Annotated in this window: 24 protein-coding genes; 12 read left to right on the plus strand and 12 right to left on the minus strand. The window is 69.4% G+C overall.

The features are described 5' to 3' along the window. Positions 1-6 precede the first annotated feature (6 nt). From ACFXKA_RS06900 to ACFXKA_RS06920, 5 genes are all read right to left on the minus strand, one after another. On the minus strand, positions 7-804 hold the full coding sequence (locus tag ACFXKA_RS06900; protein WP_354836349.1) for a family 1 encapsulin nanocompartment shell protein: 798 nt from the start codon (positions 802-804) through the stop codon (positions 7-9). A gap of 40 nt (positions 805-844) precedes the next feature. Beyond that, entirely contained in the window at positions 845-1855 is a 1011-nt protein-coding gene (locus ACFXKA_RS06905; RefSeq protein WP_379426436.1) for a Dyp-type peroxidase, read from the minus strand. A 62-nt stretch (positions 1856-1917) separates the two neighbouring features. After that, positions 1918-2244: a cupin domain-containing protein gene (locus ACFXKA_RS06910; RefSeq protein WP_379426437.1), complete on the minus strand. Its 327-nt coding sequence runs from the start codon at positions 2242-2244 to the stop codon at positions 1918-1920. Between the two features lie 105 nt (positions 2245-2349). Further along, positions 2350-2853, minus strand: coding sequence for a dihydrofolate reductase (locus ACFXKA_RS06915; RefSeq protein ID WP_379426438.1), 504 nt, complete (start codon positions 2851-2853; stop codon positions 2350-2352). Then, positions 2850-3656 (minus strand): thymidylate synthase, encoded by an 807-nt coding sequence (locus ACFXKA_RS06920; protein WP_354836341.1) that lies wholly within the window; start codon positions 3654-3656, stop codon positions 2850-2852. The genes ACFXKA_RS06915 and ACFXKA_RS06920 overlap by 4 nt, the downstream gene beginning before the upstream one ends. Before the next feature lie 20 nt (positions 3657-3676). On the opposite strand from ACFXKA_RS06920, the gene cobF reads away from it, so the two are divergent. Next, a complete protein-coding gene (cobF, locus tag ACFXKA_RS06925; protein WP_379426439.1) occupies positions 3677-4450 on the plus strand; it encodes a precorrin-6A synthase (deacetylating) in 774 nt (257 codons plus the stop codon). Positions 4451-4518: 68 nt separating this feature from the next. Further along, on the plus strand, positions 4519-5385 hold the full coding sequence (locus ACFXKA_RS06930; protein ID WP_354836337.1) for a DNA-formamidopyrimidine glycosylase family protein: 867 nt from the start codon (positions 4519-4521) through the stop codon (positions 5383-5385). 3 nt (positions 5386-5388) lie between these two features. Here ACFXKA_RS06930 and ACFXKA_RS06935 read toward each other — a convergent pair whose 3' ends face one another. Continuing rightward, complete coding sequence (locus ACFXKA_RS06935; protein WP_379426440.1) at positions 5389-6078, minus strand: pyridoxamine 5'-phosphate oxidase family protein; 690 nt, start codon at positions 6076-6078, stop codon at positions 5389-5391. Positions 6079-6354: 276 nt separating this feature from the next. Here ACFXKA_RS06935 and ACFXKA_RS06940 point away from each other — a divergent pair, with 276 nt between their 5' ends. The 3 genes from ACFXKA_RS06940 (at position 6355) to ACFXKA_RS06950 (ending at position 9722) form a co-directional block, all read left to right on the plus strand. Then, the gene (locus ACFXKA_RS06940) at positions 6355-7749 is read left to right on the plus strand and encodes a PLP-dependent aminotransferase family protein (RefSeq protein ID WP_379426619.1); all 1395 of its coding nucleotides are present in this window, start codon (positions 6355-6357) and stop codon (positions 7747-7749) included. Continuing rightward, positions 7746-7991 carry a DUF2630 family protein gene (locus ACFXKA_RS06945; RefSeq protein WP_354836333.1) on the plus strand — a complete coding sequence of 82 codons (246 nt, stop codon included), beginning with the start codon at positions 7746-7748 and terminating at the stop codon, positions 7989-7991. The genes ACFXKA_RS06940 and ACFXKA_RS06945 overlap by 4 nt, the downstream gene beginning before the upstream one ends. 117 nt (positions 7992-8108) lie before the next feature. Beyond that, positions 8109-9722 carry a carboxylesterase/lipase family protein gene (locus tag ACFXKA_RS06950; RefSeq protein WP_379426441.1) on the plus strand — a complete coding sequence of 538 codons (1614 nt, stop codon included), beginning with the start codon at positions 8109-8111 and terminating at the stop codon, positions 9720-9722. Positions 9723-9729: 7 nt separating this feature from the next. On the opposite strand, the gene ACFXKA_RS06955 is transcribed toward ACFXKA_RS06950, so the two are convergent. After that, the gene (locus tag ACFXKA_RS06955) at positions 9730-10983 is read right to left on the minus strand and encodes a hypothetical protein (RefSeq protein ID WP_379426442.1); all 1254 of its coding nucleotides are present in this window, start codon (positions 10981-10983) and stop codon (positions 9730-9732) included. An 86-nt stretch (positions 10984-11069) separates the two neighbouring features. After that, complete coding sequence (locus ACFXKA_RS06960; protein WP_354836327.1) at positions 11070-11831, minus strand: crotonase/enoyl-CoA hydratase family protein; 762 nt, start codon at positions 11829-11831, stop codon at positions 11070-11072. A gap of 65 nt (positions 11832-11896) precedes the next feature. Between ACFXKA_RS06960 and ACFXKA_RS06965 the strand changes: the two genes are divergently transcribed. The 4 genes from ACFXKA_RS06965 (at position 11897) to ACFXKA_RS06980 (ending at position 16161) form a co-directional block, all read left to right on the plus strand. After that, positions 11897-12547: a TetR/AcrR family transcriptional regulator gene (locus ACFXKA_RS06965; RefSeq protein WP_354836325.1), complete on the plus strand. Its 651-nt coding sequence runs from the start codon at positions 11897-11899 to the stop codon at positions 12545-12547. Between the two features lie 12 nt (positions 12548-12559). Continuing rightward, entirely contained in the window at positions 12560-14200 is a 1641-nt protein-coding gene (locus ACFXKA_RS06970) for an acyl-CoA dehydrogenase family protein (RefSeq protein ID WP_379426443.1), read from the plus strand. Between the two features lie 120 nt (positions 14201-14320). After that, positions 14321-15925, plus strand: coding sequence for a cytochrome bc complex cytochrome b subunit (locus ACFXKA_RS06975; RefSeq protein WP_379426620.1), 1605 nt, complete (start codon positions 14321-14323; stop codon positions 15923-15925). After that, the gene (locus ACFXKA_RS06980) at positions 15922-16161 is read left to right on the plus strand and encodes a hypothetical protein (protein ID WP_354836321.1); all 240 of its coding nucleotides are present in this window, start codon (positions 15922-15924) and stop codon (positions 16159-16161) included. The genes ACFXKA_RS06975 and ACFXKA_RS06980 overlap by 4 nt, the downstream gene beginning before the upstream one ends. On the opposite strand, the gene pcrA is transcribed toward ACFXKA_RS06980, so the two are convergent. After that, positions 16162-18609: a DNA helicase PcrA gene (pcrA, locus tag ACFXKA_RS06985; protein ID WP_379426444.1), complete on the minus strand. Its 2448-nt coding sequence runs from the start codon at positions 18607-18609 to the stop codon at positions 16162-16164. A gap of 343 nt (positions 18610-18952) precedes the next feature. Between pcrA and ACFXKA_RS06990 the strand changes: the two genes are divergently transcribed. After that, on the plus strand, positions 18953-19258 hold the full coding sequence (locus tag ACFXKA_RS06990) for a chorismate mutase (protein ID WP_354836317.1): 306 nt from the start codon (positions 18953-18955) through the stop codon (positions 19256-19258). A 211-nt stretch (positions 19259-19469) separates the two neighbouring features. Here the strand turns inward: ACFXKA_RS06990 and ACFXKA_RS06995 are convergent, their stop codons facing one another. Next, positions 19470-20003 (minus strand): PaaI family thioesterase, encoded by a 534-nt coding sequence (locus tag ACFXKA_RS06995; RefSeq protein ID WP_379426445.1) that lies wholly within the window; start codon positions 20001-20003, stop codon positions 19470-19472. A gap of 118 nt (positions 20004-20121) precedes the next feature. On the opposite strand from ACFXKA_RS06995, the gene ACFXKA_RS07000 reads away from it, so the two are divergent. Beyond that, positions 20122-20718 carry a TetR/AcrR family transcriptional regulator gene (locus ACFXKA_RS07000; protein ID WP_379426446.1) on the plus strand — a complete coding sequence of 199 codons (597 nt, stop codon included), beginning with the start codon at positions 20122-20124 and terminating at the stop codon, positions 20716-20718. Here ACFXKA_RS07000 and ACFXKA_RS07005 read toward each other — a convergent pair. Next, positions 20715-22166: an NAD-dependent succinate-semialdehyde dehydrogenase gene (locus tag ACFXKA_RS07005; protein ID WP_379426447.1), complete on the minus strand. Its 1452-nt coding sequence runs from the start codon at positions 22164-22166 to the stop codon at positions 20715-20717. The genes ACFXKA_RS07000 and ACFXKA_RS07005 overlap by 4 nt on opposite strands. A 154-nt stretch (positions 22167-22320) precedes the next feature. On the opposite strand from ACFXKA_RS07005, the gene pgi reads away from it, so the two are divergent. Further along, positions 22321-23961, plus strand: coding sequence for a glucose-6-phosphate isomerase (pgi, locus tag ACFXKA_RS07010; RefSeq protein ID WP_379426448.1), 1641 nt, complete (start codon positions 22321-22323; stop codon positions 23959-23961). A 386-nt stretch (positions 23962-24347) separates the two neighbouring features. Here pgi and ACFXKA_RS07015 read toward each other — a convergent pair whose 3' ends face one another. Continuing rightward, a complete protein-coding gene (locus tag ACFXKA_RS07015; protein WP_379426621.1) occupies positions 24348-25328 on the minus strand; it encodes a M23 family metallopeptidase in 981 nt (326 codons plus the stop codon). Between the last annotated feature and the right edge of the window lie 629 nt (positions 25329-25957).

Genomic DNA, 25957 nt, shown 5'->3' on the forward strand with positions numbered 1-25957 from the left:
AGCTGGTCACGCCTCGAGCGGGACCGCCGCCTCGGCCGTGTACACCAGGAACGTCAGGCTCTCCTGGAAGTACAGCTGCACCGTCTCGGCATCGTGCGAGAGATAGCCGATGGACAGATCCTGGCCGATCTGCAGATCGAAATCGCCGCCGCGCGTGGACAGGACGAACGCGCCGTCGATGGCCGGCGCCCAGATGATGTCACCGTCGATGAGCCGCTCGATATGGGTGCGGATCGGGTGCCCGTGATCGGAGGTCTCGCTCACCGCGGTGTACAGATCCGCCGACAGCAGCACCGAGTACGGCCCGTCCACACCCGCCAGCCGCAGCTTGCTCAGCGCCTGCGCCACCGCCTCCGGAGCCAGGCGCGGGTCGCCGGGCAGCTTCACCGGCTCGCACGAGGTGGAAGCCCGGACGCCGATGATCCCGGCCGCCGGATAGCCCTCGAAAATGGCGCGGTCCTCGGCGAAGGCGATCTTCTTGGCCGCCGTCTTCACCGGATCCAGATCGGCGTCGTGCGCGCCGCGCTCGATATTGTCCAGCTCCTCGCGGGAGAGCGTGAACGGCACCCGCAGCTCCACGAGCGGCAGCACCACGCGCTGGCGGGCCTGCACACCATCACCGGGGGAGGTGATGGTGGAGGTGCGGCCCAGTCCGGCGGCGGAGTAGTCGGTGCCGTGCGGGCCGGACAGATCGACCACGCGGCGACCGGCGATGTGCCGCTTGAAGGTTCGCGTCGCCTCCTCCTCGATGGCCGACCAGGCCTCCGAGGTGATGGGCGCGAGTTCGCGATGCAGGTTGTTCATGCGTCAGCTCCGTTCGGTTCAACGATTCCGTAGCGCCGGTTCAGCGATTGCGTAGGGCTCCGATGCCGAGGGATCCATCCCCGGGCACAACGCCATTGCCGTCCGGGGATTCCCGCTGGGTGGCCGCCGCCGGCGCCGGTGCGTCCGGCAGCGCGTCGAAGAACCCTGCGGGCGGGGCGAAGAAGGAGGTGCCGGTGACCGCGGTGGAGAAATCCAGGATGCGGTCGTAGGCGGCGTCGGCCGTGCCCAGGAACATGCGGACCAGCATGTTCTCGGTGATGGCGGGGTCGTCGGCGTAGGCGATGTAGTAGGTGCCGAATTCGCCGTCCTGGATCGAGCCGAACGGCATATTGGCACGCACGATATTGCCGATCTCGTCCTGATCGTTCACGGCCACATGCGAATTCGCGGGCTTGTCGGCGTCGGACAGTTCGAAGTCGTCGAGTTTCGTTCGCCCGATGACCTTTTCCTGTTCGGTGGTGGACAGCGCCTTCCACGAGTCCAGATCGTGCAGGTACTTCTGCACGATGACGTAACTGCCACCGGCGAACTCGGGATCCTCGTCGCCGACCAGCGCGGCGGTGGCGGCGAGCTGTCCCTCCGGATTCTCGGTGCCGTCCACGAATCCGAGCAGATCGCGCTGCTCGAAATAGCGGAAGCCGACCGTCTGATCCACGATGGTGGCCGCGCCGGACAGCCGCTCGGCGATCTTCATCGCCAATTCGAAACAGGCGTCCTGGGTTTCGGCCTTGAGGTGGAACAGCAGGTCGCCCGGCGTGGCCGGGGCCTGGTGCCGCTCACCGATGAAACCCGGAAACTCATGCAGCTGTGCGGGTTTCGGCCCGGAGAACAGGCGGTCCCAGGCGGCGGACCCGATGCTGGTGATGCACGCGAGGCCGGATCCGGGCACCCGGAATCCGACGGAGCGGCGCAACCCGGGCAGATCTGCGAGCAAATCCCGCGCCACCGTCTCGCCACCCTCGTCGATGGTGACGACGAGGAAGATCGCGGCCGGTGTGAGCGGGTCGAGGATCGGCTGTGGCTCACCCATGGGCACCACCTTATGCGCTGCGGCCGACCGCCGACCCGTCCGGTATGCCCGCGTCTCCCGGACTACTTGGCGACGGTCAGCAGAAATGCCACGTCATCGACGGCTTTCACGCTGTGGCGGGCGTTGGGGATCACAATCAGGTCACCCGCCGAACCCTTCCACTCGTTGGTGCCGCTGATCACCACCAGCACCCCGCTCAGCACCACGAGGGTCGCCTCGCCCGGATTCTCGTGCTCGGCCAGCGTCTGTCCGGCCGTCATCGCGATGACCGTCTGGCGCAGGGTGTGGGTGTGGCCGCCATAGATGGTCAACGAACTGCGCCCGCTCGAGGCGGTGGCCGCCAGCTTCAGTTGCTGGCGAGCAACCGCGGTCAGCGATTTCTTGTCCATGGACTGCCTTTCGCCGGAATATCGCTGAGTATGCCGGACGCGCCCGGACCGATCGGCGGTTTCGAGGCGGTGTTTGCAGGAATTGCCGGACTAGGAATACAGGCGTTACCGCAAGCCCGGGGTGGCGCGGCGATAACGGCGGAAGCGATACCGCAGACCCGTCGACGACTCGCGCCAGTCGGCCGCATCCGTCTGCCACGCGTGATCGATGGCCGGCGCCAGGGTGTCGCCGTCGATGTCCGCGTCGATCTCGGTGACCATCAGCTCGGTCGCGAAAGGCATTGCGGCGCGGTAGATCTCGCCGCCGCCCATGATCCACACCGACTTCTCGCCGGTCATGTGCAGGGCCTCGGCCAGCGAGCCCGCCCGCTCCGCCCCGGCCTCGGACCAGTCCGCCTGCCGGGTCACGACGATATTGCGGCGGCCGTCGAGCGGACGGAAGCGCACCGGCAGCGAATCCCAGGTCTTGCGGCCCATGATCACCGGATGCCCGAAGGTGACGTCCTTGAAGTGCGCCATGTCCTCGGGCACGCGCCACGGAATCGTATTGTCCCGCCCGATGATTCCCCGCGGCGTCTGGGCCCAGATCAGCCCGATGGTCCGGTTCACACCGCCACCGGCGCCTTGATGGCCGGATGATGCTGGTAGCCCTGGATTTCCACGTCCGCGTACGAGTAGTCGAACAGCGTGGGCGCGGGCCGCAGGTGCAGCTGCGGGAACGGGTAGGGCTCGCGGGTCAGCTGCTCGCGCACCTGGGCCACGTGATTGTCGTAGATGTGCACATCGCCGCCGGTCCAGATGAAGTCACCGGGCAGCAGCTCGGTCTGCTGGGCCACCATGTGGGTCAGCAGCGCGTAGCTGGCGATATTGAACGGGACGCCCAGGAACAGGTCCGCGCTGCGCTGGTACAGCTGGCACGACAGCTTGCCGTCGGCCACATAGAACTGGAAGAAGGCGTGGCAGGGGGCCAGCGCCATCTTGTTCAGCTCGGCCACGTTCCACGCCGAGACCATGATGCGCCGCGAATCCGGATCGGTGCGCAGCGTCTGCAGCACCTGCGAGATCTGATCGATGTGGGTGCCGTCCGGGGTCGGCCAGGACCGCCACTGCACGCCGTAGACCGGGCCCAATTCGCCCTGCGCGTCGGCCCATTCGTCCCAGATGGTGACGCCGTGCTCCTGCAGCCACCGCACATTGGAGTCACCGCGCAGGAACCACAGCAACTCGTAGACGATCGACTTGAGGTGCACCTTCTTGGTGGTGATCAGGGGAAAGCCCTGCGACAGGTCGTAGCGCAGCTGATGCCCGAAAATGCTGCGGGTGCCGGTTCCGGTCCGATCCGCCTTGGGGGTGCCGGATTCCAGCACCAGTCGGAGCAGGTCCTCGTACTGGGTATCTCGGGCGCTCTCCACGCCTGGCAAGCTTACGCACCGTGCGGAAGTTGTTTGTGATCGGAATCGGGGCGGGGGACCCGGACCAGGTGACGGTGCAGGCCATCAAGGCGATGTGCCAGGTAAACGTGTTTTTTCTCATCGGCAAGGGGGCCGAGAAGCAGGAGCTCACGGACGTGCGGTCGGCCATTCTGGCCGAGTACGCGCGCCAGCCGCACTCGATAGTAGAGATCATCGACCCGCCGCGCGACCGGGGCGTGCCCGCCAGCGGCGCGGACGCCGTCTACCAGGGCGCGGTCGCGGACTGGCACGAGGCGCGGGCCGAGCTGCTGGAGCGGGCCTTCGCCGAAACCGACGGGGTGGGCGGCATTCTCGTGTGGGGCGACCCGTCGCTGTACGACAGCACGCTGCGCATCGTCGAGCGGGTGCTCGAACGCGAGCGCATCCAGTTCGAGTACGAGGTGATTCCGGGCGTCACCAGCGCGCAGGCGCTGGCCGCCGCGCACCGCATCGTGCTGCACGAGATCGGCGAGCCGCTGCACATCACCACCGGGCGGCGGCTGCGCGAGGAGGGGCTGGTCCCGGGGCAGTCCACGCTGGTGATGCTGGACGGTGAGTGCTCGTTCACGCAGGTGCCGGGCGACGACGTCTACATCTGGTGGGGCGCGTACCTGGGCATGCCCGACGAGGTGATCGTGGAGGGCCCGCTGCGCGTGGTCGAGGGCCGCATCGCCCGCCGGCGGGCGGCTCTGCGCGAGGCCAAGGGCTGGATCATGGACATCTACCTGCTGCGGCAGGCGGGCGCCGCGCGCTGAATCCGCCGGGTGTCGGGGTGTGCGGTTAGGGTGGACGACGGAAATGGTCGCCCATTGGAGGAGATCCGTTGCCCGAACTACCGGAGATTGTGGCGCTCGAGCAGTTCCTGGCCGAGCATGCGGTGGGGGCGGTGGTCGGGCGGGTCGACGTGGCGGCCCTGAGTGTGCTGAAGACCTTCGATCCGCCGGTGACCGCGCTGTCGGGGCGCGACGTGACCGGGGTGGGGCACTGGGGCAAGCACCTCGGATTGGATTGCGACGGGCTGTGGTTGATCACGCACCTGTCGCGCGGCGGCTGGCTGCGGTGGATCGACGAGCCCGGGGTCAATCCGCCCAAGCCCGGCAAGGGACCGCTGGCCCTGCGCGTGCACTTCTTCACTCCTGAAGGCGCCACCCCCGCTTTCGATCTCACCGAGGCCGGCACCAAGAAGCGGCTGGCCGTATGGGTCACCGGTGATCCGCTCTCGGTGCCCGGCATCGCGCGGCTGGGGCCCGACGCCCTGGCCGTGAGCGAACCGGAATTCGCCGAGATCCTGTGCGGCACCTCGCAGCGCGTGAAGAACGCGCTCACCGATCAGAGCCTGCTGGCCGGCATCGGCAATGCCTACTCCGACGAAATCCTGCACACGGCAAGGCTTTCGCCGTTCGCCACCTCCGGTTCGCTGGACGCCGGACAGGTGGCGCGCCTGTATGCGGCCATGCGTGCCACGCTGTCCGACGCCATCCTGCGCTCGGTGGGCCAGGACGCCGCCCGCCTCAAGGGCGAGAAGCGTTCCGGTTTCCAGGTGCACGCCCGCACCGGCCTGCCGTGTCCGGTCTGCGGCGATACCGTCCGCGAGGTCTCCTACGCGGACAAGTCGTTCCAGTACTGCCCGACCTGCCAGACCGGCGGCAAGATCCTGGCCGACCGCCGCATGTCCCGGCTGCTGAAGTAGCCCCTAGACCACGGCCACCGGATCGGTGCGGCGGTCCAGCACGTGTGCCGGAATCTCCACCCCCGCTTCCAGATCCGCGGCCGGGATCGGGGCGTCGAAGACCTGACGCAGCGGCAGGACGCCGGCCCAGACGCCACCGGTGTCGATATCGGCCTGCTCGTCGCGCGGGCCGCCGGTGCGGACTTTGACCGAGGCCTCGGTGAGGTCGAGGGCCAGGACCATGGTCGCGGCCATCTCCTTCTTGTTCGGCGAGCGGACCGCGTCCCACGCGCCGGGTGCGGCCTGTTCGACGATGACGCGCAGCGCGTGCATGCGCTCGTCCGGGTCGGTCAGCTCGACCGGCCGGGCGTGGATGACCGCCGAGCGGTAGTTCATGGAGAAGTGCATGGCGGAGCGGGCATAGACGATGCCGTCCACATGCGTCACGGTCAGCGAGACGTCGCCGGTCATGGCGGCCCGCAGATTGCCGGAGCCGGTGGATCCGTGCAGGTACAGCGTGTCGCCGTCGCGGCCGTAGATGGTCGGGATGACCACCGGGCTGCCGTTCAGGACCACGCCCAGGTGGCAGATGAGCCCGGCGTCGAGGACCGCGTCCAGTTCGGCGCGGTCGGTGCGACCCCGCTCCTTGGACCGGGTGAGGCTGCTGCGCGGGGTCGGTGACAATGCGGTCCGGTTCGAAGCTGTCTCACTCATAGGACCAGTGTCGAAGGGGAAATGGCGTTCCTGAATAGCCAATTCTCCGCAAGATCTACAGACCACTTCGGGGGAGATCCATGCCCTTCACGCTCGTACACTGCGTGCGGCACGTGCTGGTCTGTGCAATCACCAGCGCTGTAACGGGTTTCGTGGTGTAGGCGCTCGTTTCCACGGTAGCTTCGGCCGTCAAGGGACATCGTCGATCGCACTGTCGTGGGCGGGGTGGCATTCTGATATCCATCAGTTGTCGGATGATCAGGAGGCCACTTGCGGGTGAATCGGCTGGTCGACGACGATCTGCCGTTCGTCGTCGAACGCGACAGCGGCGTGCCGCTGGCCGTTCAGGTGGCCGATGGACTGCGCCGGGCCGCGACCACCGGCGCGCTGCGCGGTGGTGATCGGCTGCCGTCCTCCCGTGAGCTGGCCGATCGGCTGGGGGTGAGCCGGACCGTCGTCACCGCCGCCTACGACCAGTTGCACGCCGAGGGCTGGCTGGACGGGCGGCACGGCTCGGGCACCTACCTGACGGCCGCGCCCGCACCGGTGGGCGCGCAGACCCGCGGGCCCGACCTGCCCGAACCGCTGGCGGGACTGCTGGATCTCGGCGCGGGCGCGCCGTCCATCGAGGCCATCGACCCGGCCGCCTGGCGGCGGGCGTGGCGGGCCGCCTCGGATCGAATGCCGTTGATCCGCAAGGACCGACGCGGAGAGACCGACTATCGGGAGGCCGTCGCCGAACACCTGCTGCGGCATCGCGGGCTGGGCGCGGGCAGCGGGACCACGGTGCTCGCGACCGCCGGAACCAGTGCGGCCGCGGGCGAACTCGCGGCGGCGCTGCTGCGGCCCGGCGACGTGGTGGCCATCGAGGATCCCGGCTATCAGCGGGCGGCCGGGGCGTTCCGGGCGGCGGGTATGCGGCCGGTCCCGGTGCCCGTGGACGCCGAGGGCCTGCGGGTGGACCTGCTGCCGGAGGATGCGGGCCTGGTGTATTGCACTCCCGCGCACCAGTTTCCGCTCGGCGCGCGCATGCCCGCCGCCCGCCGGGTCGAGCTCATCGAATTCGCCCGCCGCAGCGGCGCACTCGTGGTCGAGGACGACTACGACGGCGAATTGCGGTACGACACCGCGCCGCTGCCACTGCTGGCCACCCTGGCTCCCGATGTGGTCGTGCATCTGGGCACCACCAGCAAGATCCTCACGCCCACCCTCGGCATCGGCTGGCTGGTGGCGGATCCGGCCGTCGCCGCGGCGGTGCTCGCCCATCGCGAACTCACCGGCACCGGTCCGGCCCCGGCGGGTCAGCAGGTGGTGGCCGAACTGGCCCGGCACGGTGACCTGGCCCGCCATCTGCGCCGCCTGCGCCGCGACATGCCCGCCCGCCGCGCCCTGGTGGTGGACGAGCTGCGCGGCCGCGGCCTGGACGTGCGTGGCGACGACGCCGGATCACACGTCTTCGTGCCGCTCGCCACCCCGGAGCAGGAGGACCGCGCGGTGGCCGCCGCCCGCGAGCTCGGCGTCCACCTCGACGCGCTGGCCCGTCACCATCTGGGCGCCCGGCGCACCTTCGGCGTCGCCCTCGGATATGCCGCCCTGCCTGCGGCGGAGCTGCCCCGCGCGGTTCGGTCGGCGGGGGCGGCGCTGGCCCGGGTCGTAGAGTGGTCCGCATGACCGAAAAGGACATCCACGCGCGCATCAAGGAACTCGTGGATCGTGAGCACGAGCTCCGGGCCAAGACCACCGGTGGCGAACTCGACCCCGAGGCCGAGCGCCGCCAGCTGGCCGAGATCGAGGTCCAGCTGGACCAGTGCTGGGACCTGCTGCGTCAGCGCCGCGCCCGCATGGACCAGGGGCGCAACCCCGACGAGGCCCAGGTCAACCCCGCCCGCCAGGTCGAGGGCTACCTGCAGTAACCGACCACCCGCCGTCCGGCCGTTCCCGCCGGCCGGCGGGTCGGCCGTTCCCGCCACCTTCGGAGTCCGCGGTCCGAGACCCTGGGAGCCCCCGAGAGTTGGGACTACCCTTTGTGAATGGTGGCAACGACAGACATCACGACCGCGGACGGCACGGTTCGCGGACTCCGGGGCCGCCGCGTTTCACGCTGGCGGTCCATTCCTTTCGCGGCGGCTCCGATCGGGGAGTTCCGTTTCCGGGCGCCGCGGCCGGTGCAACCGTGGAGCGGGGTGCGTGACGCCACCGACTTCGGTTGTGCCGCAATGCAACACCGGGACGGCGCGCGGATCGGGCCGCGGCAGGCGCAGCTGACCGGCGAGGATTGCCTCACGCTGAACGTGACCGCGCCGAACGCGCCGTCGGTCACGCCCCGCCCGGTCATGGTGTTCATCCACGGCGGCGGCTACATGATCGGAACCTCCGCGCTGCGGCTGTATTCCGGCGCCCGGCTGGCGCTCCGCGGCGACGTCATCGTGGTGTCGGTCAACTACCGGCTCGGCGCCTTCGGTTACGTCGACTTCGGTGAATACTCCACGCCCGACAGCCGATTCGACTCCAACCTGGGCCTGCGCGATCAGGTCGCGGCCCTGGAATGGGTGCAGCGCAATATCGCCGCGTTCGGCGGCGACCCGGACAATGTCACCATCTTCGGCGAATCGGCCGGGGCGCACGCGGTGCTGGCCCTCATGGCCACCCCCGCCGCGGCCGGGCTGTTCCACCGCGGCATCGCCCAGAGCCCGCCCTCGGACTGGGCTCCCAGTCAGGCCGAGGCCCGGCTGTTCGCCCGCCGTTGCCTCGATGACCTCGGCATCGCCCCCGGGGACGCCGGCAAGGCGTTGCGCACCGCCGGTGCGAACGATATCCGCAAGGCCGTCGATCACGCGGTCGCCCGGATCATGCACGAGCAGCCGGGGCTGTTCCCGGTGGCCCCGGTGGTGGACGGCGAATTCCTGCCCGCCGCACCACTGGCCGCGTTCGCCGCCGGCACCGCGCACCGGGTGCCGCTCATCATCGGGACCAACCGGGACGAGGCCACCCTGTTCGTGCGCTTCGACGACACCCTGCCCACCACCCCCGATCGCATGCGCTGGCTGCTGCGCCACGTGGACCAGGCCCTGGGCGAGGGCGGCGACAGCCCCGTCTTCACCAAACTCGGCCAGTCCATGCCGACCTCGCAGGAGCGGCTGCACGAGACGCTGGCCGAGTTCGGCGCGGCCGTCGAATCCCGGGTCACCGCGGCCTATCCCGGTTTTCCGGGCAAGCGGGCCGCCGTCCGCATGGGCGGCGACTTCACCTTCTGGCGGCCCTCGGTCCGCGTCATGGAGGCGCACAGCCGGTATGCGCCGACCTACGCGTACCGCTACGACTTCGCCCCGCGCGCAATGCATTTGAGTGGTTTCGGCGCCACGCACGCCCTGGATCTGATCCCCGTCTTCGGCGCGGTCGATTCGTCCTTCGGCCGTGCCATGACCACGCTCGGCGGCCACCGCGGCTTCCGTGAGGTGTCGAGCCAGTTCCAGGACAACTGGCTGGCCTTCGCCCGCACCGGAACTCCGCTGTCGGCCTGGCCCGCCTACACCGAGGAGCAGCGCGCGACGCTGATCATCGATTCGCCCGGCCGCGTCGAACTCGACCCGGACCGCACCAAACGCCTGGCGTGGCAGGGGGTTCGGATCCCCGCCCTCACCTGAGCGGCGGTCACCAGGCCGTACAGGACAGGCCGAGCGCGGACAGTTCCGTCTCGGCCAGCGCGGTGAGCGCGGCGGAGGTCGGGATGGCGTCCGGATCCAGGCCGATCAGCGACAGCGTGTAGGTGTCGGCGATCCGGGTCAGGTACCCCGAGAGCCGGGTCCGGGGCAGGGCGTCGAGCCGGAGCCCGGGGTGGATGGCGCGGGCCGCCACCCCGGTGCACGAGTGTGGACCCAGCGCCAGCAGCGACTCGGGCAGGTTGCCGATATTGGAGCACAGGACGTCCCGCTCGCCCGCGCCCCGCGCCAGCCGATACGCCCACCGGTCGGGCATGACCTGGAGGATCTCCTCGGGGATGCCGCCCGGGCTGGTCATGCGGTGCTCGTAGGCCGCACGGGCCTTGCGGCGCAGGGTCGCCGGGGTGTCGTCGCGGGTGATGGCGACCTCGGTCATGGACATGTCGTTGTCCACGCGCGGCTCGTCGCGGGTGTCGACCGGGAGGCTGGCGGCAATGGTGTCGGCGGGAAAACCGCTGGACCACAGCATCTTCGCGATCAGATGGACGAACAGGCTGTTGGCGGTGCCCGCGTGCGCGACCGCGACACGGTTCCAGTCCCGGGCCGGGATCTCGAGCACCGTCCCGCAGGTGGTGGCGGTTCCGGGCAGGGCATTCGCGGTGCCCGGCACCACTTTTCGCGCCTCGGGTGCGGCCGGGCGTGCGGGAATGCCGCGCCGCAGCGCGCGAGCGGTCCCACCCAGGACCGTGGCCCACATGTGCCGGGCATCGGCCCAATCCGAATGTCCCGCACGGGGCGCCGCGAGTGGGATACCGGACAGTGCGTTGTCGATGGCCAGGGTCAGCGCGCGGCCGTCGGCCAGCGCGTGCGAACAGGTCAGCGCGACCAGGCAGCCGCCGTCGTCGAGGCGTGCCGCCGACAGCCGCCAGCCCGGCCCGGCCTCGGGATCGAGGTCCGCGCCCTGGCGGTCGGCCCAATCCAGTACGGCCGCACGCGGAATCGGCTCCGGCGTCATGGTGAACGGGTGCGCGGTCTGGTTCGGCTGCCAGCGTGGGCGCGCCCCGGGCACCCGCGAGCGCACCACCCGGCGGCCGAGCGGCCCGGTGCGCAGATCGCGGTGCACCCGCCAGAGCAGGGCCGGATGGACCGGTTCGGCGGTACGCCAGAGCCCCTGCAGGACGATCGGGGTACCCATGCCCCGATGCGACCGCAGGAAGATCTCGTCCAGCACGCTCAGCCGATCCATCGAACGGCTAGCGTACCGATCGGTTCGATGGGGTGCTGCCGCGCGTATTCGGGGCTTTCGCGCGATCGATCGAACCGGAGCCCGGATCAGGCGGGGCGGCCGTGGCGGCCCTCGCCCGAGGCGAAGCGCTGCGCCCCGTCCAATGCGCCGTCCATCAGGGCCTTCGTGCCGTGGCGCAGCTCGTTGGCGATGGCCTCGGACTCCTCCAGGCCGTTCTGCTCCAGCACCGACATGCGGTCCGAGCGCAGGCAGGTCTGCGGCAGCGTGGCCAGCTCGAGCGCGAGTTCCTCGGCGGCGCGGCGGGAGTCGCCGTTCGGCACCACCCGGTTGACCAGCCCGATCTGCAGCGCCTCGGTGGCGCCGACGGCCCGGCCGGTGAGAATCAGGTCCATGGCGCGGCCCTCGCCGATGACGCGGGGCAGCCGCACGGTGCCGCCGTCGATGAGCGGCACGCCCCAGCGGCGGCAGAACACGCCGAAGGTGCTGTCCTGCTCCGCGATTCGCAGATCGCACCAGAGCGCCAACTCGATGCCGCCCGCGACCGCGTACCCCGAGACCGCGGCGATGACGGGCTTGGACAGCTTCATGCGGGTCGGGCCCATGGGCCCGTCACCGTCCTCGGTGACCTGATTGGAGCGTTCGGTGCCGAGGGCCTTGAGGTCGGCGCCGGCACAGAAGGTGCCGCCGTCGCCCCACAGCACGGCGACCGCGGCGGTGGGGTCGGCGTCGAAGTCGCGGAAGGCGTCGGCCAGGGCTTTCGCGGTGGGGCCGTCGACCGCGTTGCGGGCTTCGGGGCGGTGCAGGATCACGGTGTAGACGGGGCCGTTGCGCTCCACTCGTACTGTCACAGCGCCGACAGTACGCCGTAAACCGGGGCTTGCGTCAAGAAATGAATCGGTGGTTCACTTCTTGTATGGCCTATCGCAGAACCCCCGCTGTCCAGGCCCGCCTGGATGCTCAGGCGGGGTCGATCGTGCGTGCCGCCATGACCGTGCTGTCCCGGGACGGGTTCGCCGGACTGTCCATGGCCGCCGTCGCCGCCGAGGCCGGGGTCGCCACCGGGACGGTGTACAAGAACTTCAGCGGCAAGGCCGAACTCGTCACCGCCGTCTTCCGTGAGGTCGTCACCCGCGAGGTCGACGCCGTCGCCGCCGCCGGGGCGGCGGGGGAGGGGCGCACCGCCCCGGACCGGGTCACCGCCGCGGTCGAGACCTTCGCCGGCCGCGCCCTCAAGAACCCCAAACTCGCCTACGTGCTGCTCGCCGAACCGGTGGACGCCGCCGTCGACGCCGAACGCCTGCGCTTCCGCCGGGCATTCGCCGAGACCTACGTGTCCGCCATCTCCGACGGCATCGCCACCGGTCAACTGCCCCCGCAGGATCCGCGCACCTCCGCGACCGCGCTGGTCGGGGCCATCGGCGAGGTGCTCGTCGGCCCGCTCTCCGAACAACTCCAGAGCGAATCGGTGCTGCCGGAACTGGTCGCCTTCGCCCTGCGCGCCCTCGGTGTCCAGCCGGACGCCTCCGGCGACCACCCCGAATCTCGCGGCGTCCCACACGAATAGGAGTCACCCGCAATGCACACGCACGACGTCTTCAACCAGGTGCCGCCCATCGTCCCCTTCGACAATTCGCGCAATCCCGCGCTGCTCGAGGGCTTGCACCGGGAAGGTGCGGGCTGGGCCGAGGCCGAGGTGCGGGAGTTGGGCGTGCTCGCGGGCGGCGCGGCCGCGCAGGAGTGGGGCCGGCTGGCCAACGAGAACCCGCCGATCCTGCACACCCACGACCGCTACGGCAACCGCATCGACGAGGTGGAGTTCCACCCGTACTGGCACAACCTCATGGACACCGCGGTGTCGCACGGTCTGCACGGTTCGCCCTGGCAGGACGACCGGTCCGGCGCGCACGTGGCCCGCGCCGCCAAGTTCTTCACCTGGGGTCTGGCCGACGCCGGGCACATGTGCCCCATCTCCATGACCTACGCCGTGGTGCCGGCGCTGCGCCACAATCCCGAACTGGCCGCGAAGTTCGAGCCGCTGCTGGCCTCTCGCGTCTACGACTTCGGCCTGCGCGAGCCGTCCAGCAAGGCCGGTCTCATCGCGGGCATGTCCATGACCGAGAAGCAGGGCGGCTCCGACGTCCGCGCCAACACCACCACGGCCACCCCGCTGGCCGACGGCACCTACCGCATCGTCGGCCACAAGTGGTTCACCTCGCACCCCATGGGCGACCTGTTCCTGACCCTGGCCCAGGCGCCGGGCGGCCTGTCCTGCTTCCTGCTGCCCCGGGTGCTGCCCGACGGCACCCGCAACGCGCTGCGCATCCAGCGGCTCAAGGACAAGCTGGGCAACAAGTCCAACGCCTCCTCGGAGCTGGAGTACGAGAACGCCATCGGCTGGCTGGTCGGCGCGGAGGGCGCGGGCGTGAAGACCATTATCGAAATGGTCAATATGACCCGGCTGGACTGCGTGATCGGCTCGGCCACCGGTATGCGCGCGGGGGCCGTCTACGCCACCCACCACGCCCGGCATCGCCAGGTGTTCGGCAAGCACCTGGTCGACCAGCCCGCCATGCGGAATGTGCTGGCGGACCTGGTGATCGAATCCGATGCCGCGACCACCGTCATGATGCGCCTGGCCGGTGCCACCGACCGCGCCGACGTCGATCCCGCCGAGGCGGCGCTGCGCCGCATCGCGCTGGCGGTCACCAAGTACTGGGTGTGCAAGCGCGCCCCCGCGCACGCGGCCGAGGCGCTGGAATGCTTCGGCGGCAACGGTTATGCCGAGGAGTCCGGCATGCCGCGGCTGTACCGCGAGGCCCCGCTCATGTCCATCTGGGAGGGCTCGGGCAATGTGGCCGCGCTGGACGCGCTGCGCGCCATGGGCCGGCAGCCGGAGACGGTCGAGGCGTTCTTCACCGAGGTGAACCTGTCCCGCGGCGCCGACCGCCGCCTGGACGAGGCCATCGACCGAATCGGCAAGGAGCTCACCGATTTCGCCGATATCGAGTACCGCGCCCGCCGCGTGGTGGAACTGATGGCGCTGGTCCTGCAGGGCGCGCAGCTGGTCCGGCACGGCCACCAGGCCGTCGCGGACGCCTTCTGCGCCACCAGGTTCGGCGGCGACTGGGGCATCGCCTTCGGCACGCTGCCCACCGGCGTGGACACCGAGGCGATCATCCAGCGCGCCTACGTCGACACCCAGACCAGCATCGGCTGACACTCGCCCCGCGGGCTGCGACCCCACGCTTCCCGCCGCAGCCCAAGGCGCGGGGGTGTGATCCGGGACAACTCCTCGATCCAGGTGTCACGTTTCGGCCCGCTCCGGCGTCTCATGTTCATGAACGCCACCGCGAACCGCGCCGATGCCGCCGACCAGCGGTATCACCTGGCCGCGGGCCTGAAACGCTCCATCAACAAGGTCTTCCCGACCCACTGGTCGTTCCTGCTCGGGGAGATCGCGCTCTACAGCTTCATCATTCTGCTGCTGTCCGGGGTCTACCTGACGCTCTACTTCGAGCCGTCCATGACCGAGGTGACCTACAACGGCAGCTACCAGCCGCTGCGCGGCGTCCAGATGTCGGCCGCCTACCGCAGCGTTCTGGACATCTCCTTCGACGTGCGCGGCGGGCTGTTCGTGCGGCAGGTCCACCACTGGGCCGCCCTGCTGTTCGCGGCGTCGATCATCATCCACATGTTCCGGGTGTTCTTCACCGGCGCCTTCCGCAAACCCCGCGAGGCCACCTGGGTGATCGGCGCGGTCCTGTTGATCCTGGCCATGTTCGAGGGCTACTTCGGTTACTCGCTGCCCGACGACCTGCTCTCCGGCACCGGCCTGCGGTCACCGCTGGGCGGCATCACCATGGCGGTCCCGGTGGTGGGCACCTGGATCCACTTCTTCCTCTTCGGCGGGGAATTCCCCGGCACCGTCCTGATCCCGCGGCTCTACATCACCCACGTGCTGCTGTTCCCGGGAATCATGCTGGCGCTCATCGGCGCTCACATCGCACTCGTCTGGTACCAGAAGCACACCCAGTTCCCCGGGCCCGCCCGCACCGAGCGAAATGTGGTGGGCGCGCGCATCGTTCCGGTGTTCTCCCTGGACCAGGGCGCGTTCTTCGCCTTCACCCTGGCCACCGTCGCGCTCATGGGCGGGCTCTTCCAGATCAACCCGATCTGGAATCTGGGGCCCTACAACCCGGCCCAGGTGTCGGCCGGATCCCAGCCCGACTTCTACATGATGTGGACCGACGGCCTGGCCCGGCTCATGCCGCCCTGGGAGATCTACCTGGGCCGCTACACCATTCCCGCGCCCTTCTGGGTGGCGGTGGTGATGGGCATCGTGCTGGCGGTGATCCCGCTGTACCCGTGGATCGAGAAGCGGCTGACCAAGGACACCGCGCACCACAATCTGCTGCAGCGGCCGCGAGATGTGCCGGTGCGCACCGCGATCGGAGCCATGGCCATCGCCTTCTACCTGGTGCTCACCGTCGCCTGCGTGAACGACATCATCGCGCTGAAGTTCGACGTCTCCCTCAACGCGACCACCTGGTTCTTCCGGATCGCGCTGCTGACCCTGCCGCCGCTGGCCTACGCCGTGGCCTACCGGTTCTGCCTGGGCCTGCAGCGCAGCGACCGGGCGGTGCTCGAGCACGGCATCGAGACCGGCATCATCAAACGGCTGCCGCACGGCGAGTACATCGAGGTGCACCAGTCGCTCGGTCCGGTGGACCGGCACGGCCATCCGATTCCCCTGGAGTACCAGGGCGCGGCCGTCCCCAAGAAGATGAGCAAGCTCGGCTCCGCGGGCAAACCCGGACCCGGCGGGTTCCTCACCGCCGACCCACCCGGGGAGCGCGCGCTCCTCGCCGCCCAGCATCATGATGAGGAGCACGCACAGCTCACCATGCTGAAAGCCAAGCAGGACAACGGGAGTCGAGGATGAAACTCCGGACACGCACCGACGGCGAGGAATACGGGCTGCTGGTGCCCGCCGCCACCGTCTACGACATGCAGTCCGCGCGCGCCGTCCGGCAGCTGCTGCACACCCACGGGGTGCGCGCCACCATGGGCCGGGCGCGCATCCACCGCTGGCGAAACCTCCAGGACCGCTTCCGGATCCTGGTCTTTCCCGAGGACGCCGTGCGCGCCTACGACGTCCTCAGCCGCCACACCAGCTGATCAGAGCTTGGTCAGGGTCCGGCTGTACTGCGGGATCAGCCGGATCTTGCCGGCCGTGCCGAAGTCGATGGTGACCGTCGCCAGCGAGCCGAAGCCCTCGGCGGCGATCACCCGGCCCAGGCCGTACTTGTCGTCGTTGACCCGGTCGCCGACGGCCAGCACCAGACCGGTGTTGTTGCGCTTGACCCCCGCGGCGGCCGGCGCGGGCCGCCGCTCGCCGCGATCGCGCAGACCGGGGCGCGGCTCCGACCAGCCGTCACCGCGGGTCCAATCCCGTTCCAGCCCTTCGTCTTCGCCACGCCGGCGGAAACCGCGCGAGGTATGCGACGGGGCCGGCTCCAGCCGCCGCCAATCCATCAGATGGCCCGGAATCTCCTGCAGGAAGCGGGATTCCGGATTGGAGACCGGCTGCCCCCACCCCGAACGGACCACGGCCCGGGTCAGATACAGGCGCTTGCGGGCGCGCGTGATGCCCACATACGCCAGCCGGCGCTCCTCCTGCAGCTCCGTCGGATCGCCCAGGGCGCGCATGTGCGGGAACTGGCCGTCCTCCCAGCCGGTCACGAACACGACCGGGAACTCCAGGCCCTTGGCGGTGTGCAGGGTCATCAACGTGACCACGCCGGAACCCTCTTCGGGAATCTGGTCCGCGTCGGCCACCAGCGAGACGCGCTCCAGGAACGCCGCCAGCGAACCCGGCTCCGGTTCGCCCTCGGCCTGCTCGGGCAGCATGCCCTCGGCCCGCGCGGCCTCCACATTGTTGCGCGCCTCGGAACTGAATTCGCGTGCGACGCTGACCAATTCGTTGAGATTGTCCAGGCGCGCGCCGTCCTGCGGATCGTCGGAGGCCTCCAGCTCGGCGCGATAGCCGGTGCGGTCCAGCACCGCCTCCACCACCGAACCCACGTCCGGGAAGTCCATGTCGGCCTGCGTGCCCGCCGCCCGGATCTCCTCCAGCAGCTCCAGGAATCCGGCGATGGCCCGCTGCGAGCGGCTGTTGAGCAGAGCCACCTTGCCCGCGGCCGCGTCCCGGAGCGCCTGCGCGAAGCCGATATTCCGCTGCTCGGCGTGCACGGCCACGCACGCCTCCGCGCGGTCGCCGATGCCGCGGCGCGGGGTGTTGAGTACCCGCCGCAGGCTCACCGCGTCATCCGGGTTCTCCAGGACGCGCAGGTAGGCCACGATGTCGCGAACCTCCTTGCGCTCGTAGAAGCGCACCCCGCCGACCACCTTGTAGGGCAGCCCCATGCGGATGAAGATCTCCTCCAGCGCCCGCGAATTGTTGTTGGTGCGGTAGAAGACCGCCACATCCGCGTAGTTGGCGTCGCCCTGGTCCACCAGCCTGTCGATCTCGCGGGCCACGAACGAGGCCTCGTCGTGCTCGTTGTCGGCCACATAGCCGACGATCAGATCGCCGTCGCCCTGATCGGTCCACAGCTTCTTCTCGCGCCGGCCCTCGTTGCGGGCGATCACCGCGTTGGCGGCGGTCAGAATGTACTGGGTGGAGCGGTAGTTCTGTTCCAGCAGAATGGTTTCCGCATCCGGGAAATCGCGCTCGAACTCCTCGATATTGCGGATGGTGGCGCCGCGGAAGGCATAGATGGACTGGTCCGCGTCACCCACCACGCACAGTTCCGAGGGCGGCACCCGATCCTCGGCTGCGGCATCGTCGCCCCGCCCGCCCCGATGGTGGCCCACCAGCTCACGCACCAGCACGTACTGCGCGTGGTTGGTGTCCTGGTACTCGTCGACCAGCACGTGCCGGAAGCGCCGCCGGTAGTACTCGGCCACCTGCGGATGCCGCTGCAGCAGCGACACCGTCTCACCGATCAGATCGTCGAAGTCGAGGGCATTGGCCGCGCGCAGCCGCCGCTGGTACTCGTCGTAGACCCGGGCCACGATGCGCGGCAGCTCGCCGTCCTCGGTCTCGGCGTCGGCCGCGGCCTGCGGCGGGTCGATGAGCTCGTTCTTGAGGTTCGAGATGGCGGTGGCCAGCAGGCGCGGCGAGTACTTCTTCGCATCGATCTCGAAGTCGCGAATGATCATGCCCAGCAGCCGCCGGGAATCGTCGGCGTCGTAGATGGAGAAGTTGGAGTTCAGCCCCGCCAGCAGCGACGCCTGGGTACGCAGGATGCGCACGCAGCTGGAGTGGAAGGTGGACACCCACATGCCGGCCGCGCGCGGGCCGACCAGCCCGGCCACCCGCTCGCGCATCTCGGCGGCGGCCTTGTTGGTGAACGTGATGGCCAGCACCTCGCCGGGCCGCACCCCGCGAGCGTCCAGCAGATAGGCGATGCGACGGGTGAGGACAGCGGTCTTCCCGGACCCGGCCCCGGCCACGATCAGCAGCGGGGTGCCGGTGTGCATCACCGCGGCGCGCTGTTGCGGATTCAATCCCTCGAGCAACCGCTCGGTCTTCTGCTCGTCCTGTGCCACCGTCGTATTCATCGCCCATCCACGCTACCGGCGCGCACCGACAGGCGGCGGGGCGGACCGCGCAGGTGTCCGATAAGTGCCGGTCCGGCGAACATCCGGTGAACCGCACCCGGTCGGGAAACTCAGGAGATTCACAAACGTACCTGTTTTGCATAGGTCCCTATGCATGGCACACTCGTCGCATGACCGGCTCCGAGGCGACGCATTGCACCTGAGCCCGATCCCGGGGGGACAATGTGGTGCGGTCCCAGGGGGACAATGTATGGCCAACAGGTCTGATTCTTGGTGAAGAACCGATCGGTAACAGGTTGGGTCCACCCGCCGATCGACGTTCTGGACCACGAGGAGTTGAAGAATGAGCATCTCGACGACGGGACATTCCGAGTCTGCCACCGGCTCGGACTCCGCCCTGCCCTCCGAGGCTGAGATCGACAAGCTGCGCTTGGAAATCGACAAGCTGGACGCCGAAATCCTCGCCGCTATCAAGCGCCGCACCGAGGTCTCGCGCATCATCGGGCGAACGCGTATGGCGAACGGCGGGCCCAAGCTCGTCCACTCCCGCGAGATGAAGGTGCTCGAGCGATTCAGCGAGCTGGGCCAGGAGGGCCACACCCTGGCGATGTTGCTGCTGCGCCTGGGTCGCGGCCGCCTCGGACACTGACAACTCTCGTAGCCCCCCGAAACCCCCGAAACCTCGGCCCTGTCGCCTTCGGCAGGGCCCGTTAACGCCGGGCATCGCGTGCTCGATACAACATGCGGTGCGCCGCGAAGTGCGGCCCTACACAGACCGCGCTGCATGCGCGCCACGGATGCAGCTTCCCCAGACCGCCCCGGGTGTTTCGACCCCGGGGCGGTTTTGTCTTATCCGGAGCTCAGCCGCCGATGACGAGCAGGCTGGTCGAGGCCGTGGCCACCGTTTTGCCCTCCGCCGAGCGGATGTCCGCCTCCGCGAACGCGATCCGCGAGCCCGGCTTGACCACCCAGCCGTGCACCAGCAGTTCGTCGCCGGCGCGCACCGCGCGCAGGTAGCTCACCTTGATCTCGATTGTGGTGAAGCCGACCCCCGCGGGCAGCGTGCTGTGCACCGCGGCCGATGCGGCCGAGTCGAGCAGCATGCTGATCAGCCCGCCGTGCACCACGCCGATCGGATTGAGGAACGATTCGTCGGCGACGCAGCGCATGAGCACGTCGCCGGGTTCGATACGGACCGCCTCCATTCCGGCGGTCGACACGATCGGTGAGGACGGCAGCCTCCCCTCGGCCATGGCGGTCAGGTACTCGGAACCGCTCATCGAAAGCCCAAGCGCCACCGTGGCCCCGGGGTCGTGCCAGGTCACCGTGCGTTCGCGCAGTTCACCCCAGGTTTCGGGGTCGCCGAGCGCGGCCGTTCGCTGCTGTTGTCCCATTGCTGCTCTCCTCATGGACGGGTGTGTCCGATGCCGACGAGCAGAACGTAACACTGTTTCGAAACACTGTCCCGATTAATGGCAGGAATCGTGACGCTGTTTCGATAGGCTGGTCGCCGTGCCCCGCGCCAAACAGCGAACCCCCGAGCTTCGCGAGCAGCTCCTGACCGCCGCCGTCGGACTGCTCGCTCGGGACGGCGTCGCCGGGTTCACCGCCCGGACCATCGCAAACCAGGCGGGGACTTCCACCCCCGCGCTGTACGAACTATTCGGTGACAAGGCCGGATTGGTGCGCGCGGTGTACTTCGAAGGCTTCCGCCTGCTGCGTGCGCACCTGGACGAGGTCTCCCGGACCACTGATCCACGAGCCGATCTCGAGGCCGTCATGCATGCCTACCGGGAATGGATGCTCGACAACCGGGAACTCGCCGAGATCATGTTCGCGCGGCCGTTCACGGACTTCGACCCCGGCCCCGAGGAGCTGAAACGCAGTGCCGCACTGCGGGTTTTCATAGTGGACCTGGTGCAACGCTGCGTGGACGCGGGCGTGGTGCGCGGCGACGCCACCGACATCGCCCACGTGGTGGTGGCGCTGGTACAGGGCATGGCGGCCGCCGAGGCAGCGCGACGCCTCGGCGGCACCACCGAATCCGTGGACCGGCGCTGGGCGCTGGCGCTGAACTCGGTGCTGAACGGTCTCGCGCCGGCCGGCTAGGGCAGGGCGATGTACTTGGTGTCGAGGTATTCCTCGATGCCCTCGAAGCCGCCCTCCCGGCCGAAACCGGATTCCTTCACGCCGCCGAAGGGCGCGGCCGGGTCGGAGATGACGCCCCGATTGACTCCGACCATGCCGCTCTCCAGGCCCTCGGCCACCCGCAGCGCCCGGTCCAGACTGCGCGTGTACACGTATGCGACCAGGCCGAATTCGGTGTTGTTGGCCGCGGCCAGGCCCTGCTCCTCGGTGTCGAAGCCGACGATCGGGGCGACCGGGCCGAACACCTCCTCGCGCAGGATGCGGGCCTGCGCCGGGATATCGGTGAGCACCGTGGCCGGATAGAACCAGCCCGGGCCGCCGGGGGCCTTGCCGCCCAGCTTCACCTGCGCGCCCGCCGACACCGCGTCGTCGACCAGCTCGTTCACGGTGTCGAGCTGGTTCTCGTTGACGAGCGGGCCCAGCGTGGTATCCGGGTCCACGCCATTGCCGAGCCGGTACTCCGCCATGGCCGCCACCAGCTTGTCGGTGAATTCCTGGCGAACCGAATTCTGGACATGGAAGCGGTTGGCCGCGGTGCACGCCTCGCCGCCATTGCGCAGTTTGGCCAGCAGCGCGCCCTGCACGGCGGCATCCACGTCGGCATCGTCGAAGACCACGAACGGGGCATTGCCGCCGAGCTCCATCGAGGTGCGCAGCAGGCCGTGCGCGGACTGCTCGACCAGCTTCTTGCCGACCGGCGTGGAACCGGTGAAGGTCAGCTTGCGCAGCCGCGGGTCGTTCAGCAGCGGCGCGGTGACCGCACCCGAGTGCGAGGTGGTGATGACCGACAGCACGCCGTCGGGCAGGCCGGCCTCGCTGCAGAGCTGGGCCAGCAGCAGCATGGTCAGCGGGGTCTCACCCGCGGGCTTCACGATCATGGTGCAGCCCGCCGCCAGCGCCGGGCCGATCTTGCGGGTGCCCATGGCCAGCGGGAAGTTCCAGGGCGTGATGGCCAGGCACGGGCCGACGGGCTGCTTGTGCACCAGGATTCGCCCGGTCCCGGCCGGGGCGGGCTGGTAGCGGCCGTGAATGCGGACCGCCTCCTCGCTGAACCAGCGGAAGAACTCCGCGCCGTAGCGGACCTCATTGCGGCTCTCCGGCAGGGCCTTACCCATTTCGAGGGTCATCAGGAGGGCGAACTCCTCGGCCCGCGCCGTGATCGCCTCGAACACCGCGCGCAGGATCTCCCCGCGCTGCCGGGCCGGGGTAGCGGCCCATTCGGCCTGCACGGCCGCGGCCGCGTCGAGGGCGCGCACCGCGTCCTCGGGTGTCGCGTCGGCGACCTGGGCGATGACCTCACCCGTCGCCGGATTGTGCACCGGGAAGGTCGCGCCACCGGTGGCATCCACCGGTCCGCCGATCCAAAGTCGCGTGGGAATGGACGAGAGTAGGGCGCTTTCGGTCACCATGAGACGAGCCTAGGCGCGTGTGCGCCCGAGCCGCCGGAGTCCGTGGAATCCGCACCCCCGCTGCCGGCCGAAAATCGCTCTGCGCTGGGAGAATCCCGCGAACGACGTCTTGTTACCTGCGCGTCGCAAGGTGAAGGTTGTAACCTCGGCGATCGTGAGCAGCGACATCACCGCATCGGCGGTCTGGCGGAAACTGCACGATCACCACGCCTCTCTCGCCGGGCGGCATCTGCGTGAGTTCTTCGCCGAGGATCCCGAGCGTGGTCGTGAGCTGACCGTGCAGGTCGCCGACCTGCACATCGACTACTCCAAGCATCGGGTGACACGCGAAACCCTGGACCTGCTGGCCGAATTGGCGCAGACCGCCGGGGTCGAGCAGCGCCGCGACGCCATGTTCGCGGGCGAGCGCATCAACACCTCCGAGGACCGCTCGGTCGGGCACGTGTGGTTGCGCCGGCCCGCCGGCGATCCGCTCACGGTGGACGGCCAGGACGTCGAGACCGACGTGCACGAAGTGCTGCGGCGCATGGGCGAATTCACCGACCAGGTGCGCTCCGGGCAGTGGCGCGGCGCCACCGGCGAGCGCATCGCCACGGTGGTGAACATCGGCATCGGCGGCTCGGATCTGGGCCCGGCCATGGTGACGCTGGGCCTGCGGCACTACGCGGACGCGGGCATCTCGGCGCGGTTCGTCTCGAATGTCGATCCGTCGGATCTGGTGGCGAAGCTGGACGGCCTGAACCCGGCCACCACGCTGTTCATCGTCGCCTCCAAGACCTTCTCCACCCTGGAGACGCTCACCAATGCCACCGCGGCCCGCCGCTGGCTGGTGGCCGCGCTCGGCGAGGACGCTGTCGCAAAGCATTTCGTCGCGGTGTCCACCCACGCGCAGCGGGTGGCGGACTTCGGTATCGACACCGCCAACATGTTCGGCTTCTGGGACTGGGTCGGCGGCCGCTACTCGGTGGACTCGGCCATCGGCCTGTCGGTCATGGCGGTCATCGGCAAGGAGCGCTTCGCCGAGTTCCTGGCCGGAATGCACGCCGTGGACGAGCATTTCGCGCATGCGCCGCTGGCGGAGAACGGCCCGATCCTGCTCGGGCTGCTGGGCGTCTGGTACTCGAACTTCTTCGGCGCGCAGTCCCGCGCGGTGCTGCCGTACTCCAACGACCTGGCCCGTTTCCCGGCCTACCTGCAGCAGCTGACCATGGAGTCCAACGGCAAGTCCGTGCACGCCGACGGCACCCCGGTCACCACCTCCACCGGCGAGATCTTCTGGGGCGAGCCCGGCACCAATGGCCAGCACGCCTTCTACCAGCTGCTGCACCAGGGCACCCGGCTGGTGCCCGCCGACTTCATCGGATTCGCCCGTCCTGTCAGCGATCTGCCCACCATGGACGGCTCGGGCAGCATGCACGACATCCTGATGAGCAACCTCTTCGCCCAGACCAAGGTGCTGGCCTTCGGCAAGACCGCCGAGGAGATCGCGGCCGAGGGCACCGCCCCGAATCTGGTGCCGCACAAGGTGATGCCCGGCAACCGGCCGTCCACGGCCATCCTGGCTCCGCAGCTGACCCCGTCGGTACTGGGCCAGCTGATCGCCCTCTACGAGCACCAGGTGTTCACCGAGGGCGCGATCTGGGGCATCGACAGCTTCGACCAGTGGGGCGTGGAACTGGGCAAGCAGCAGGCGCTGGCCCTGGAGCCGCTGCTGACCGCGGCGGAAGAGCCCGCGCCGCAATCGGATTCGTCCACCGACGCGCTGATCCGCTGGTACCGCTCCAACCGCGGCTGATCGGGCCCGGACCGCGCTGCTCGGGTCTCACCGGCCGGCGCGGCCGGTCTGCCGGCCCGAGCAGAGCAGGTCGGGGTGTCGATTCGTCGCCGCCACCCCGTTCGACCCGGCGGGGCGGACGATGCCCCGCGGCGTCCAGAACCTCCCCTACCGCAACGGGATCCAATCACCCCGAGTGACCTCGGCGCGCGGCAGCCGGACTCGCTCCGGGGCCGTCAGGGCCGCGCGATGGGGCCGGTCCGCGACGACGCCTCCGCGTCGATCGGTACGGTCCGCATGACGGGTTCGATCCGGTCGCCGGTCCGCCCGATTTCGCCGGGAGCCGCCCGGAATGCCGAAAGGCGCGCCCTGCCGGGCGCGCCTTTCGGATCGGGTTCGGTTGCGGGTCAGTCCCGTTCGGGGCCGAGCGAGATGCCGCGCGAGGCCAGCCAGGGCAGCGGGTCGATCTTGTCGACGCCGTTCAGCCAGACCTCGAAGTGGCAGTGCGGGCCGGTCGAGAAGCCGCGGTTACCGACGGTCGCGATCTGGTCGCCCGCCAGCACGCGCTGGCCCTGCGAGACGGTCGCGGTGTCGATGTGGCCGTAGATGGTGACGGTGCCGTCATCGTGGAGCAGCCGCACCCACATGCCGAAACCGGAAGCGGGACCGGCCTCGAGCACGGTGGCGTCGGCCACCGCATAGATCGGGGTGCCGATCGGAGCGGCGATGTCCACGCCCTGGTGGGCGACGCCCCAGCGGATGCCGAAGCCGGAGGTGAAGGTGCCGGCGGCGGTGAACTTGGTCCACAACGGCCGGTTCTTCAATGCCTCCTGGTTGGCCATGTCGGCGGCGAACTGCTTGCCCTTGGCCAGAATGTCGTTGAACTGGTCCAGGCTCGCGGGCGCGTTCGGGCTCACCACCTGGGGCGATCCGGGGGCGCCGTCGCCGACCACCGAGGTCGCCGCGACCTCCTTGACCTGATTGGCGGCCTGGTAGTCGACATTGCTGTTGTCATGGCCCGTGGACTCGATGGTGGCCTGGCCCGCGGCCACGACCGCACCGGCCGCGACCGCGACGACCGCAGCGCGGCCCTTGAGCGCGGTGGGCGGGGCGGGTAGGCGGTGGGTGCCCCCGGAGCGGCGCTTGCCGCCGGAGCGGGTCGGGCGCGGCCCGTCGTCGTAGTCGGCGTCGTGCTCGGCTTCGGCTTCCCGCGCACTGCGATTCAGGCGGGCGCCGTCGCCGGAGAACTGGAGCTTCTCGCCGGACGCGGTCTTGAACGTGTAGACCGGTCGGTACTCGTCGGAGGGGGTCGGGTCCGCGGTCGGATCCCAGTTGGTCCGCGACTGCGGGGCCCAATCACTCGGGTTCGGTGCGGCCCAGCCGTTCACGGTGGTCTGGGCGTTGTAGTCCCAGTTCGGTTCGGGCTGCCAATCGGCGGATTCGTCCCACTGCGGGGACTCACCCCACTGCTGATCGCCGTTCCAGTCCGCTTCGGAATTCCACTGCGAGCCGGAATCCCACTGTGTGTCGCCGTTCCAGGCCTGAGTGGCGTCCCAGTCGCCGTGGGCGACCCCGCTGTGCATCGGAGCGGGAGCATCGAAGGTCGTCGCGCCGCCGTAGTTCTCTGCGTCCTCGCGATAGCGGTGTCCGCGGCGGGCGCGGGGCTGCGAGGAGAAGGGGCCGTCGCTCATTTGCGCCGGTCCGGAGAGTGCTGCGGGGCTGACAAGTCGCCTGCGGAGCGGCTCATTTCCTGGGGAGCGCTGTGCTGCGTCAAGCCTGCCGTCCTCCTGTCCGTGACCGGGTTGTGACATCGACCGCAACGACGGTAACGAAACGATTGCGGCTCAGCAAGCGATGGACTTGGTTCGACACGCTGCTGTGATATTGATCACGTTCTGAGCGGGAATGCGCTCACTGTGCTTGGGGTAACCGGGTGAGGTTTTTCGACGACGCAACGTAGTAGCCGGTATCGCTGTCCGGGATTCGTGTGTCCCACCTGGCGCGGTGTCAACAAGCT

Origin of the sequence: Nocardia sp. NPDC059228 (assembly GCF_042754245.1) — a bacterium.
Lineage (GTDB): Bacteria > Actinomycetota > Actinomycetes > Mycobacteriales > Mycobacteriaceae > Nocardia.